Consider the following 13121-nt stretch of genomic DNA (forward strand, 5'->3'; position numbering starts at 1 on the left):
CTCGGCCACGGCCGTGGACACTCCCTCCGGGGCGTGCCTAGGGTCCACCCGTCGTACCGGGGAAACGTCTCCGTGTCCCGGGTGCGTTCCGCTCGACACCAATCAGTCGTCCCACGGCCCGGTGACGGCCGTGGACAGACCTGTCCGTTCCCCCCGCACATGCGGGACGAGGGAGGCCTTGCACGTGAAGTCCAGCAAGCGCAGTAGTTCGCTCGTCGCGACGGCCATCGCCGCCGCCCTGCTCATGACCGCCTGCGGCGGCAGCGACGAGGGTGGCGAGGGGGGCGGCGCGACCGGCGGCACCTTCTCCGCCTACATCGGCGAGCCCGAGAACCCGATCGTCCCGGGCAACACCACCGAGAGCGAGGGCAGCAAGGTCATCACCGCCCTCTGGACCGGTCTGGTGACCTTCTCCGAGGAGGGCGAGGTCGAGTACAACGGCGTCGCCGAGTCGATCACGTCCGACGACAACCAGAACTGGACCGTCACCCTCAAGGACGGCTGGACCTTCCACGACGGCACCCCGGTCGACGCGCAGTCCTTCGTCGACGCGTGGAACTACACCGCCGACCCGCAGAACGCCCAGGACGGCGCCAGCTACCTCGGCCGCATCGCCGGCTACCAGGAGCTGCAGGACGGTGCCGCGACCGAGCTGTCCGGCCTCCAGGTCCAGGACGAGACCACCTTCACGGTGGAGCTCTCCGCCCCGTTCGCCCTGTTCCCCGCGGTGGTCGGCTACCAGACCTTCTACCCGCTGCCCGACGCGTTCTTCGAGGACCCCGAGGCCTTCGGCACCGCGCCGATCGGCAACGGCCCGTTCAAGGCCGACGGCGAGTTCACCCCCGGCCAGGGCATGAAGCTCACCCGCTTCGACGAGTACGCCGGTGACGACAAGGCCAAGGCCGACGGCATGGAGTTCATCGTCTACGCCGACCAGGCCACCGCCTACACCGACGCCCAGGACGGCAACGTCGACATCGTCGACGTCATCCCGCCGGACGTCATCGAGTCGGCCGAGAGCGAGTTCGGCGACAACTTCATCCGCACCGAGGTCTCGCAGATCACCTACCTCGGCTTCCCGACCTACGACGCCCGCTTCGCCGACCCGCGGGTCCGCCAGGCGATCTCCATGGCGATCGACCGGGAGGCCATCGGCACGGCGATCTTCTCCGGCACCCGCACCCCGGCCGACGCCTTCGTCGCCCCGGTCGTGGACGGTTACCGCGAGGGCGCCTGCGAGTTCTGCGCGTTCGACCCCGAGGCCGCCAACGCCCTGCTGGACGAGGCCGGCTTCGACCGCAGCCAGCCGGTCGACCTGTGGTTCAACGCCGGTGTCGGTCACGACGCGTGGCTGGAGGCCGTGGGCAACCAGCTGCGCCAGAACCTGGACGTCGACTTCCAGCTCCGGGGTGACCTGGACTTCGCGCAGTACCTGCCGCTGGGCGAGGAGAAGGGCTTCACCGGCCCGTTCCGCTACGGCTGGAGCTTCGACTACCCGGCTGCCGAGAGCTACCTGACGCCGCTGTTCTCCACGGTGTCGCAGCCCCCGGCGGGCTCGAACTTCAGCTTCTACTCGAACCCCGAGGTCGAGCGGCTGATCGCCCAGGGTGACCAGGCGTCCAGCGAGGAGGAGGCCGTCGAGGCCTACCAGCAGGCCGAGGACCTCATCGCCGCGGACATGCCGATGGCCCCGCTGTTCTTCACCGAGATCCAGACCGTCCACACCGACAAGGTGGACAACGTCCGGATCGACCTGTTCCAGCACCCGATCTGGTCCGAGGTCACCGTCAACAACTGACCGACCAGCCAGACGCACGACCCGCCGGGGGCGCCCTCCACCAGGACGGTGCCCCCGGCGGCGCGTGCGTCGGGCGCCGGGCAAGATGAACACCGGCGCCGCGGCAGCTGACCGCGGCGTCTCACCACCCCGAGGGGGACCATGGGCCGCTACGTCGCGCGCCGACTACTGCTGACGATTCCGGTGCTGCTCGGCGCCTCGTTCCTGATCTTCGCCATGGTGTACGCCCTCCCGGGCAACCCCATCCGGGCGCTCGCGGGCGACCGGCCGGTGTCACCGGCGGTCGTCGAGGTGCTCACCGAGCGCTTCCACCTGAACGACCCGCTGTGGGTGCAGTACTGGGAGTACCTCAAGAACCTGTTCTCCGGTGACCTGGGCACCGACTTCCGCGGTCGGCCGGTCATCGACACCATCGAGCGCACCCTGCCGGTCACGATCAAGCTGACCGCGGTCGCCATCGTGTTCGAGGCGATCATCGGCATCATCGCCGGTGTGCTGGCCGGCATCCGCCGCAACAGCTTCTTCGACAACCTCGTGCTGGTCTCGACCACGGTCATCGTGTCGATCCCGATCCTGGTGCTGGCCTTCATCGCGCAGCTCGCGCTGGGCCTGAAGCTCGGCTGGTTCCCGATCGCCGGCACCCGTGAGGGCCTGTACAGCTACATCCTCCCAGGCCTGGTGCTCGCCTCCGGGTCGCTGGCCTACGTCGCCCGGCTCACCCGGACGAGCATCGCGGAGAACATGCGGGCGGACTACGTCCGGACCGCGCGGGCCAAGGGGCTGCCGAACCGGACGGTCATCGTCCGGCACACGCTCCGCAACAGCCTCATCCCGGTCGTCACCTTCATCGGTGCGGACATCGGGTCGCTGCTCGGCGGCGCGATCGTCACCGAGACCGTGTTCAACCTGCCGGGCATCGGGCGCGAGGTGTTCGACTCGGTGCGCTCCCAGGAGGGCGCCGTCGTCGTCGGCATCGTCACGCTGATGGTGTTCTTCTTCATCTTCTTCAACCTGGTCGTCGACGTGCTCTACGCCGTCCTCGACCCGAGGATCCGCTATGACTGACCAGCAACAGCAGCTGGATCTGCGCAAGGACGAGGTCGAGGCGGGCACGACGACCGGCCTGGCCAGCCCGTCGGTCGACGTCACCGACTCGCGGCAGAACAGCCTCTGGAGCGACGCCTGGCGCTCGCTCAAGCGCAACCCGCTCTTCTGGCTGGGCGCGACCTTCGGCATCGTGTTCCTGCTGATCGCGATCGCCCCGCAGGTCTTCGCCCGCGGCGTCGACCCGCGCGCCTGCGACCTGGCCAACTCCAAGGCCACGCCGTCGGCCGACCACTGGTTCGGCTACGACGTCCAGGGCTGCGACTACCTGGCCAACGTCGTCTACGGGGCGCGGAACTCGCTGATCATCGGGATCTTCGCCGTGCTGGTGGTCCTGCTGCTCGGCGTGGTCGTGGGAGCGATCGCCGGCTTCTACGGCGGCTTCACCGACGGCCTGCTGTCCCGCATCGCCGACATCTTCTACGCGCTGCCGCTCATCCTCGGCGCGCTCGTCCTGCTGCGGGTCGGGCCGGAGACCAGCATCCCGATCCTGAACAGCCGAGGGCCGGGCGCCGTCGCGCTGGCGCTGGCGCTCTTCGGCTGGATGACGGCGATGCGGCTGGTGCGCTCCCAGGTCATCGCGGTGAAGAGCTCGGACTACGTGGCGGCCGCCCGCGCGATGGGCGCCTCCGACATCCGGATCCTGGTGCGGCACATCCTGCCCAACGCGGTGGCGCCGGTGCTCGTCTACACGACGATCACCATCGGCGTGCTGATCGCCGCCGAGGCGACGCTGACCTACCTGGGCGTCGGCCTGCAGCGCCCCGCCATCTCCTGGGGCCTGCAGATCGAGGCGGGGCAGGACTCCATCCGCAGCGCCCCGCACCTGGTCCTGTTCCCGAGCCTGATCCTGACCATGACGGTGATGGCGTTCGTCATGATGGGCGACGCGCTGCGCGACGCCCTCGACCCGAGGCAGCGTTCATGAGCACCGCGTCCACGTCCGCACCGGCCGGGCAGGCCCGCGCCGGGTCGGGCCCCGTCCTGGAGGTCGACGACCTCCGGGTGCAGTTCCGCACCGACTCCGGGCTGGTCAACGCCGTCAACGGCGTGAGCTACACCGTGTCCGCGGGGGAGACCCTCGCGATCCTCGGGGAGTCCGGCTCGGGCAAGTCGGTCTCGGCGCAGGCGATCATGGGCATCCTCGACATGCCGCCGGCCGAGATCACCAGCGGCCGGATCATGTTCGAGGGCCGCGACCTGCTGACCGTCTCGCCGGAGGAGCAGCGCAAGGTGCGCGGGCCGGGGATCTCGATGATCTTCCAGGACGCGCTGTCCTCGCTGAACCCGGTCTACAGCGTCGGCTACCAGATCGGCGAGATGTTCCGGGCGCACCGGGGCATGTCCCGCAAGGACGCGAAGAAGCAGGCCGTCGAGCTCATGGACCGGGTACGCATCCCGGCCGCCGCGCAGCGGGTGAACGACTACCCGCACCAGTTCTCCGGCGGCATGCGGCAGCGCGTCATGATCGCCATGGCGATCGCCCTGGACCCGAGGATCCTCATCGCCGACGAGCCGACGACGGCCCTCGACGTGACCGTGCAGGCCCAGGTCATGGACCTGCTCAAGGACCTGCAGCGCGACACCGGCATGGGCCTGGTGCTGATCACCCACGACCTGGGCGTGGTCAACGAGGTCGCCGACAACGTCGCGGTCATGTACGCCGGTCGTATCGTGGAGCGGGGCACCGTCGACGACGTCTTCGGCAACCCGGCCCACCCCTACACCGAGGGGCTGATGAGCTCCATCCCCCAGGTGGAGGCCAAGGGCGGGCGGCTGCAGCCGATCGGCGGCCAGCCGCCGAACCTGGCGAACATCCCGTCGGGCTGCCCGTTCCACCCCCGGTGCCCGAAGCGCCGGACCGGCGCCGACGCGCTCCCCGGCCGGCACTGCGCCGAGGACGTCCCGCCGCTGCGGCTGGTCGTCCCGGGTCGCGAGGCGGCCTGCCACTACAGCGAGGAGGTCCTCGGTGTCTGAGCCCACCGACGACGCAGCGGCACCGCTCCAGCCGGTCGCACCCGGCGAGGTGCTGCTGGAGGTCAACGACCTCAAGAAGCACTTCCCGCTCACCCAGGGCATCGTCTTCAAGCGCACCGTGGGCCACGTCCGCGCGGTCGACGGCGTGAACCTGACGCTGCGCCGCGGCGAGACCCTCGGCCTGGTCGGCGAGTCCGGCTGCGGCAAGTCCACGGTCAGCAAGCTGCTCGTGGCCCTGGAGAAGCCCACCAGCGGCGAGATCGTCTACAAGGGCCGCGACGTCGCCAAGATGGGCGGCCGAGCGCTCAAGCAGTACCGCCGCGAGGTCCAGATCATCTTCCAGGACCCCTACGCGTCGCTGAACCCGCGCATGACCGTCGGTGACATCGTCGCCGAGGGCTGGTCGGTGCACGCCGACATCGCCCCCCGCAAGGGCCGCCTCCAGCGCACCCAGGAGCTGATGGAGCGGGTCGGGCTCAACCCCGACTTCGTCAACCGCTACCCCCACCAGTTCTCCGGTGGCCAGCGGCAGCGCATCGGCATCGCCCGCGCCCTGGCGCTGCAGCCGGAGATCATCGTCTGCGACGAGCCGGTCAGCGCCCTGGACGTGTCGGTGCAGGCCCAGGTCGTGAACCTGCTGGAGGACCTGCAGGACGACTTCGGCCTGTCCTACCTGTTCATCGCCCACGACCTGTCGGTGGTGCGGCACATCTCCGACCGCGTCGCCGTGATGTACCTGGGCAGCGTCGTCGAGGAGGGCACCGACACCGAGGTCTACACCTCCGCGTCGCACCCCTACACGCAGGCGCTGCTGTCCTCGGTCCCGGTGCACGAGCCGCAGCTGCGCGGGCTCAAGGAGCGGATCCTGCTGCAGGGCGACGTCCCCAGCCCCGCCAACCCGCCGTCGGGCTGCCGGTTCCGCACCCGGTGCTGGAAGGCGCAGGACATCTGCGCCACCGAGGCACCGGCGCTGGTGGACCGCGGGCAGGGCCACGCCTCGGCCTGCCACTTCGCCGAGGCCCGCACGGTCATCCCGGTCGACGTCGACTGACCGGCCGGTCGCGCCGGGCGGGAGCCCGCCCGGCGCGGTCCGGCAGGATCGGGGCGTGATCGCCACCCGCCGGCTCCTGCTCGTCCACGCCCACCCGGACGACGAGAGCATCACCACCGGCGCCACGATGGCCCGCTACGTGGCCGAGGGCGCCCACGTCACCCTGCTCACCTGCACCCTGGGGGAGGAGGGCGAGATCCTCGTCCCGGAGCTGGCGCAGCTGGCCGCCGACCAGGCCGACCAGCTCGGCGGCTACCGCATCGCCGAGCTGCGCGCGGCGATGGCCGAGCTGGGCGTCGGCGACATCCGGTTCCTCGGGGGAGCGGGGCGCTACCGCGACTCCGGGATGGTCGGCACGCCCGCGAACGAGCGGCCCCGGGCGTTCTGGAACGCCGACCTCGACGAGGCGGTGGCGCACGCGGTGGCGGTCGTCCGCGACGTGCGCCCCCAGGTCGTCGTCACCTACGACCCCGACGGGGGCTACGGGCACCCCGACCACATCCAGGCGCACCGGGTCGCCATGCGCGCCGTCGACGCCGCCGCCGACCCCGGCTACCGGCCGGAGCTGGGCGCGCCGTGGGACGTCGCCAAGGTCTACTGGTGCCGCCTGCCCCGGACCGCCGTCCGCGAGAGCGACGACGCGCTGGCGGCCGCCGGGGAGCGGGTCCCGTTCCTCCCGTCGGCCGCGATCGAGCACGCGCCCTTCGTGGTCGACGACGACGAGGTGACGACGGAGGTCGACGCCGAGGGGCTCACCGGGCGCAAGAGCGCCGCCCTGCGTGCCCACGCCACCCAGGTCACCGTGCGGGAGGGCTTCTTCGCGCTCTCCAACGACCTCGGCCAGCTGGTCCGCGGCACCGAGTTCTTCCAGCTGGTCCGCGGGGAGCGGGGCGGGGACCCGGGGGACCGGGAGCGCGACCTGTTCGCCGGTCTCCCGTGACGCCGCGCTCGGCGGCGGCCGCGGCCGGCTGGGGCCTGTGCACCGTCGCGGTCTCCGCGTGGCTGGCGGTCGTGGAGGTGTTCTGGCTGCCGCTGCGGGTGGGCGGCGTGCCGGTGCCCGTGTCGGTCCTGGCCGCCGTCGTCGGCAACCTGCTGCTGGTCCGGGCGGCGCTGCGGGTCTCCGGCTCGCGGGTCGTCGCGGCGCTGCCGGCCGTGGTGTGGCTGGTCGTCGCGGTGGCGGCGATGGGCCGCCGGCCCGAGGGCGACCTGGTCATCACCAACAGCTGGGTGAACCTGGTCTTCCTGGGGCTGGGCCTGCTGGCCGCGGCGTTCGCGGTCGGCACCGCCCTGGGCCCGGCCGCGGCGCCGCCGGGACGGCGCGGCTCGCCGGCCGGCTGATCAGCGCTGGGCGCCCGGTGCGGCGGCGGGCGCCCGCTGCGCCTCGAGCCAGCCCAGCACGCGCTCGGCCGGCATCGGCCGGGAGATGTGGTACCCCTGCGCCACGTCGCAGCCCCACTCGCGGAGCGCGGCCAGGGAGGCGGAGTCCTCGACGCCCTCGACGACCATGCTCATGCCCAGGTCGCGGCTGAGCTGCAGCGTGCTGCGCACGATCGCGGCCGCGCGGGTGTCGGTCGTCAGGTGGGTGACGAAGCTGCGGTCCAGCTTCAGCTCGTCCACCGGCAGGGCGCGGAGGTAGGACAGCGACGAGTAGCCGGTGCCGTAGTCGTCGACCGACAGCCGGACGCCCAGGCGCCGCAGCCCGGCCATGACCTGCTGGCTGCGGGCGGCGTCGGCCATCAGCACGTCCTCGGTGATCTCGAGGACCAGGGCGTCGGCCGGCACGGCGAAGGCGTCCAGCAGCATCGCGACCTGCTCCGGCAGGGCGACGTCCTGGAGGTTGGACACCGACAGGTTCACCGCCACGGACAGGTCGTGCCCGTGCGCCCGCCAGCCCTGGAGGTCGCGCAGCGAGCGCTCCAGCACCCGCAGGGCCAGGCGGCGCATCAGGCCGGCCTGCTCGGCCAGCGGCAGGAAGACGTCCGGGTAGAGCATGCCGCGGGTGGGGTGGTTCCAGCGGACCAGCGCCTCCAGGCCCGTGACGCGGCCGGTGCGCAGGTCGAGCTTGGGCTGGTAGTGCGTGGTCAGCTGGTCGTCGTCCAGCGCGGTGCGCAGCTGCTCCAGCGTCTCCAGCCGGTCACGGGTGGCGGGGGTGCCGTCGGGCGCCCACACCTCGTAGCCGTGCCGGCCCCGCTTGGCCGCGTACATCGCGGTGTCGGCCCGGGCCAGCAGCAGCGAGCGGTCCCGGCCGTGGTCCGGGCACAGGGCGATGCCGATGCTGGCGTCGACGTGCAGGGGCATCCCGTCGAGGACGAAGGCGTCGCGGAGCGCGGCGCCGAGCGCCTCGCCCACCTCGCGGGCCCGCGCGGCGTCGGCGTCGGGGAGCAGGACGGCGAACTCGTCGCCACCCATCCGCGCGAGCAGGTCTCCGGGACGCAGCGCCTGCTGGAGGCGCGGGCCGACCAGGCAGAGCAGGTCGTCTCCGACGCTGTGCCCGAAGCTGTCGTTGATCTCCTTGAACCGGTCCAGGTCGATCATCAGCAGGGCGCAGCTGCGGTCGCCGGCGCCGTAGACGGTGGCCTCGACCTCCTCGATGAACCGGCGGCGGTTGGCCAGGCCGGTGAGGGGGTCGGCGTGCGCCTCGGTGGCCAGCTGGGCCAGCCGCAGCTGCTCGGCGGCCCGCAGCTCGGCGTTCTCGACGACGAGCGAGCCCTCGAGGGTCACCTGCCGCACGGCGTCGCGCACCGCGGGGGCCCAGGAGCGTGCGGCGCCGACGGCGCCGGTGACGACGAGGCCGCGCAGCCGGTCACCGGAGATCAGCGGCACGCTGATGTAGGAGGCGAGGTCCAGGGCCCGGCAGAGGCGGGGGTCCAGGAGGTCGCTGGTGGCGGTGTCCTCGACGAAGACCGGGGTCTTCTGCTCGGCGCTGAGCCGCCACAGGGGGATGTCGCTGCCCCGGCGACCGACGAGCTGCCGCTGGATGACCGCCTTGTGGTCGTCGGCCCAGTCCACGTGGCGCACCTCGACCAGCCGGTCCTCGGCGTCGACGAGGTAGGCGGCGCTGCGGGACGTGCCGGCCAGCCGCTGCACGGCACGGGCCACCACCTCGGCGGCCTCGCCGACACCGGTGGCGCCGGAGCCGTCGACCAGGAGCTGCCGGACGACGCGGGCGGTGCTCAGGGAGGCCGCGCGCGCCTGGCTGGTGCGGGCCTGCTCGATGACGCTGCCGAGGTGCGCGCCGGCGGCCCCGGCGAGCCGGCGCACGTCCTCGGAGAAGGGCCGCACGTGCGTGCTGTCCAGCGTGAGCACCCCGGCGAGCTCGGGGCTGCGGCCGAGGGGGACCGCGAGCGCCGAGGCGATGTGGAAGGAGTCCACCCACCAGCCGGAGACCAGCCCGCTGCTGCGGTCGGCGGTCATCGGCTCACCGGTCCGGAGCACGGTCTCGGCGAGCGGCAGGGAGACGGGGGCGTTGCGGAACTGCTGCCAGGTGGCCAGATCGCGCCGGCCGTCGGCGTAGGCAGCCATGCTCGGGACCAGCCGCCCGTCCTCCAGCAGGAAGATGCAGGCGCGCTCGACCTCGCCCAGCTCGGCGAGCTGGCGGCAGGCGGAGCTGAGCAGGTGGTCCAGCGACTGGGCCTGCGCGGCGGTCTCGATCAGCCCGAGCAGCACGGCCGCCTGGTCGAGGCGGCGTTGCTGGGACCGGCGCGCCCACGCCTCGGAGACGGCGGCGGCGAGCTTCGGGGCGACCTGCCGGAGCAGGTGCGGGGCGGCTGCGGCGGCGGGCTCGACGGTGAGGACGCCGACGACCTGGCCGTCCAGCAGCAGCGGCTCGCCGTGGGCGGACCGGATGCCGACCTCGGCCAGCTGCCGGTCGGTCGAGCGCCGGCCGTCCGCGCGGCCGGTGACGGCCTGGCGGGTGCGCACGACGGCGGCGAGGAAGGGGGAGTCCGACAGCAGCGCGGGGGTGACCAGCGCGGGGTGCCCGGGACCCTGGTCGGCGCCCGGGCAGACGGCCTGCCGGAAGGGCACCAGGAGGTCGGTGGTGGCCTCGTGCACCCAGACCGACACCCGGGTGGCACCCGAGGACGCGCGCAGCCGGCTCAGCAGGCTCGCGAGCGCGGCCTGGGCGTCGTAGGGCGACGCCGGCGACGTGGGTCGCGGCGCAGCCTCTCGGTGCGTCCTCTGCTCGGGCACGTCGTCAAGATCGGCCGATCCCGCCGAGTCTTGAGCAGGGACTTTGGACCCACCCCGAAAGGGGGGAGCGGCCCTCGGCGGGTGACCCGTCGAACGCCCGGTGACCTGGCAGGTGATACTTGGTGCGCATCTGGCGCCCCGGTCCCCGGCCGTGGGCGCCGCCGAACGTCCCCGGGAGGGAACCCCGTGACCTACGTCATCACCCAGGCCTGCGTCGACGTTCTCGACAAGGCGTGCATCGACGAGTGTCCGGTGGACTGCATCTACGAGGGCGACCGGATGCTCTACATCCACCCCGACGAGTGCGTGGACTGCGGTGCCTGCGAGCCGGTCTGCCCCGTGGAGGCCATCTACTACGAGGACGACGTCCCGGACAAGTGGAAGGACTTCTACAACGCCAACGTGGAGTTCTTCTCCGACCTGGGCAGCCCCGGCGGCGCCGCCAAGACCGGGAAGGTCGGCAAGGACCACCCGCTGGTCGCCGCCCTGCCGCCCCAGGGCGAAGGTCACTGACCGCTCCGGGCCCCGGCGCGCCCCGCGCGCTGCCGGACTTCCCCTGGGACTCCCTCGCCGGGGCGCGGGCGCGAGCCGCGCAGCACCCCGGCGGGGTGGTCGACCTGTCCATCGGGACCCCGGTCGACAGCACCCCGCCGGTGCTGCGGGAGGCCCTCGCGGCCGCTGCTGACGCGCCGGGCTACCCGACCGCGCTGGGCACGGCCGACCTGCGCGCCGCGGCGGCCGGCTGGCTGCGCCGACGCCTGGGCGTCGACGCAGCCGACCCCTCCGGCGCCGAGCCCTCCGTGATCCCGACGGTGGGCTCCAAGGAGCTCGTCGCCCTGCTGCCCACGCTCCTGGGCCTGCAGGGTGGTGCCACCACCGTGCTCCTGCCGGAGATCGCCTACCCCACCTACGAGGTGGGGGCGGTGCTGGCCGGGCTGGCCGTGCGCCGCTGCGACACCCCGCCGGCCGACGGGGCCGGGGTCTCCCTGGTCTGGTTGAACTCCCCGGGCAACCCGCACGGGCGGGTGCTCCGGGACGACGAGCTGCGGGCCTGGGTCGAGTGGGGCCGGGCGCACGGGGTCCCCGTCGTCGCCGACGAGTGCTACATCACCCTCGGCTGGGACGTGGAGCCCCGGTCGGTCCTGCACCCCGCGGTCGCGGGCCCGGACCACACCGGCCTGCTGGCCGTGCACTCCCTGTCGAAGCAGTCCAGCGCCGCCGGGTACCGGGGCGGGCTGCTCTCCGGCGACCCGGCGCTGGTGCGCCGCGTCTGGGAGGTGCGCCGGCACCTGGGGCTGCTGGTGCCGGCCCCGGTGCAGGCCGCCATGGCCGCCGCCCTGGCCGACGACGCCCACGTGGACGCCCAGCGGGAGCGCTACCGCGCCCGCCGCGACCGGCTGAAGGCCGCCGTGCTCGGCGCGGGCATGCGGGTCGACCACTCCGAGGCCGGCCTGTACCTGTGGGCCACCCGTGACGAGGACTGCTGGGCCACCATCGACCGGCTCGCGGGGCTCGGCATCGTCGCCGCCCCGGGGAGCTTCTACGGCCCCGCGGGGTCCCGGCACGTGCGGCTGGCGCTCACCGCCACCGACGAGCGGATCGACGCGGCGGTCGAGCGCCTGGCCTAGGCCGGGCCCTCCTCAGACCGGCTCGCGGTACCGGATGACGGTGCCGGCGCCCACGCGCCGGGCGGCGGTCAGGCTGAGCGTGGCCCGCCGGAACACCTCGCCGGCGGTCAGCTCCGGCGTCAGCGGCGCGATGCCCGCCGAGGCCGACAGCCCGGGGATGCCGAGGGCGTCGACGGCCGCCACCAGCCGGGCGCCGACGATCTGGGCCGTCTCGGCCGGGCCGGCGAGGACGATGCCGAACTCGGCGGCGCCGGAGGCGCCCAGCCAGTCGTCGCCCCGCACGGAGCGGGCGAGCAGGCTGGTCACCTGGGTCAGCGTGGTGTGCGGGGTCGGCCAGCCGTCGTCGCGGCGCAGCAGGCCGATCACCAGGAGGGTCACGGGCTGCTCGGCGGAGCCGGGGAGCTGGTCACCGATCCGCTCGAGCAGGGCCTCACGGGTGGGGAGGAGCACCGGCATGTCGGCGACCGCGGGGGCGGCGGCCGCGGCGGGGGCCGCCTGGGGGAACTCGTCGGACGCGATCGTCATGGACCGGTTGTCGGTGCGCCCGTCTCGGTGGTTGAGCACCTCGCACCTCGGGTCCCCCGGGAGGGGGGACTAGAACGTGCGCAATTGGATCAGGCGCACTCGAGGGTGTCGGTGGCGAGCGCGGTCGTCAGCTGCTGGGCCATGGGCTCCCACTGCTGGTACAGCTCCGGGAACCCGGAGCGCTGGACGGCCTGGGCCATCTCGGTGAGCCGGCCGGCCTCCCAGCCGGGGATGGTGACCAGCCGGTCGTAGAACTGGCCGGCGGCGTAGACCGGGTCGCGCACCTCCAGCTCGCTGCCCCAGCCCTGGGAGGGGCGCTGCTGGAACAGCCCGAGCGAGTCGCGGTCCCCGTAGTCGAGGTTGCGCAGCCGGGACTCCTGCTGGGCGGTCGCGAGCGCGATGACGACGGCACGCTCGGGCAGCCCGCGGTCCCAGCCGACCTGCGCGATCGTGGCGGCGTTGCCGGCCTGCTCGGCGGTGACGGTGACCGAGCCGTCGGGGACCGTGCAGGTGCCGGCCGCCGGGATGTCCGGGGCCTGCCTCTCGGTGCCCCAGGCCACCCCCGCGAACAGGGCGGCCGCGACGAGCAGCGCCGGCCACCAGCGGGCGACGCCGGTCAGGCCGCCGGGCGCGCGTCCCCGCGTGCCGGGGCCCCCGGCCGGGCGCCGCCGGGCCGGGCCGCGGCGGGCGGTGCTCCGCCGCGCGCTCCCGCGCCGGGCCGGGCCGCGACCGGTGGACCGCTTCGGTCGCGTACCGGTGCGGGCCCGGCCGGCGGCCGGGTGCGTCGCGGTGCGGGGGCTGGTCATCGTCCCCGAGGGTAGGCGCCGGACCTGGGATCGCCGGGGTG

Annotated in this window: 12 protein-coding genes; 9 read left to right on the plus strand and 3 right to left on the minus strand. The window is 73.4% G+C overall.

Annotated elements, in window-relative coordinates; all coding sequences use genetic code 11:
- Positions 1-184 precede the first annotated feature (184 nt).
- From E4P43_RS05985 to E4P43_RS06015, 7 genes are all read left to right on the plus strand, one after another.
- Positions 185-1798: an ABC transporter substrate-binding protein gene (locus E4P43_RS05985; RefSeq protein ID WP_209313748.1), complete on the plus strand. Its 1614-nt coding sequence runs from the start codon at positions 185-187 to the stop codon at positions 1796-1798.
- 141 nt (positions 1799-1939) lie between these two features.
- Entirely contained in the window at positions 1940-2863 is a 924-nt protein-coding gene (locus E4P43_RS05990; protein WP_135144499.1) for an ABC transporter permease, read from the plus strand.
- Entirely contained in the window at positions 2856-3830 is a 975-nt protein-coding gene (locus E4P43_RS05995; RefSeq protein ID WP_135144500.1) for an ABC transporter permease, read from the plus strand. Before E4P43_RS05990 ends, E4P43_RS05995 begins: the two co-directional genes overlap by 8 nt.
- A complete protein-coding gene (locus tag E4P43_RS06000; RefSeq protein ID WP_135144501.1) occupies positions 3827-4879 on the plus strand; it encodes an ABC transporter ATP-binding protein in 1053 nt (350 codons plus the stop codon). The genes E4P43_RS05995 and E4P43_RS06000 overlap by 4 nt, the downstream gene beginning before the upstream one ends.
- Positions 4872-5930 carry a dipeptide ABC transporter ATP-binding protein gene (locus tag E4P43_RS06005; protein WP_135144502.1) on the plus strand — a complete coding sequence of 353 codons (1059 nt, stop codon included), beginning with the start codon at positions 4872-4874 and terminating at the stop codon, positions 5928-5930. The genes E4P43_RS06000 and E4P43_RS06005 overlap by 8 nt, the downstream gene beginning before the upstream one ends.
- A 55-nt stretch (positions 5931-5985) precedes the next feature.
- On the plus strand, positions 5986-6870 hold the full coding sequence (gene mshB / locus E4P43_RS06010) for an N-acetyl-1-D-myo-inositol-2-amino-2-deoxy-alpha-D-glucopyranoside deacetylase (RefSeq protein ID WP_135144503.1): 885 nt from the start codon (positions 5986-5988) through the stop codon (positions 6868-6870).
- Complete coding sequence (locus E4P43_RS06015; protein ID WP_135144504.1) at positions 6867-7268, plus strand: hypothetical protein; 402 nt, start codon at positions 6867-6869, stop codon at positions 7266-7268. Before mshB ends, E4P43_RS06015 begins: the two co-directional genes overlap by 4 nt.
- Here E4P43_RS06015 and E4P43_RS06020 read toward each other — a convergent pair whose 3' ends face one another.
- Positions 7269-10121 carry an EAL domain-containing protein gene (locus E4P43_RS06020; RefSeq protein ID WP_167759081.1) on the minus strand — a complete coding sequence of 951 codons (2853 nt, stop codon included), beginning with the start codon at positions 10119-10121 and terminating at the stop codon, positions 7269-7271.
- A gap of 186 nt (positions 10122-10307) precedes the next feature.
- Between E4P43_RS06020 and fdxA the strand changes: the two genes are divergently transcribed.
- Together fdxA and dapC are read left to right on the plus strand one after the other, a co-directional pair.
- A complete protein-coding gene (gene fdxA, locus E4P43_RS06025) occupies positions 10308-10634 on the plus strand; it encodes a ferredoxin (RefSeq protein WP_091448234.1) in 327 nt (108 codons plus the stop codon).
- Between the two features lie 29 nt (positions 10635-10663).
- The gene (gene dapC / locus E4P43_RS06030; RefSeq protein ID WP_280790936.1) at positions 10664-11749 is read left to right on the plus strand and encodes a succinyldiaminopimelate transaminase; all 1086 of its coding nucleotides are present in this window, start codon (positions 10664-10666) and stop codon (positions 11747-11749) included.
- A 12-nt stretch (positions 11750-11761) separates the two neighbouring features.
- On the opposite strand, the gene E4P43_RS06035 is transcribed toward dapC, so the two are convergent.
- Entirely contained in the window at positions 11762-12274 is a 513-nt protein-coding gene (locus tag E4P43_RS06035) for a hypothetical protein (RefSeq protein ID WP_135144507.1), read from the minus strand.
- 89 nt (positions 12275-12363) lie between these two features.
- Positions 12364-13080 carry a hypothetical protein gene (locus E4P43_RS06040; protein ID WP_135144508.1) on the minus strand — a complete coding sequence of 239 codons (717 nt, stop codon included), beginning with the start codon at positions 13078-13080 and terminating at the stop codon, positions 12364-12366.
- Positions 13081-13121 lie beyond the last annotated feature (41 nt).

This window comes from Blastococcus sp. TF02A-35, from assembly GCF_004571075.1.
Lineage (GTDB): Bacteria > Actinomycetota > Actinomycetes > Mycobacteriales > Geodermatophilaceae > Blastococcus.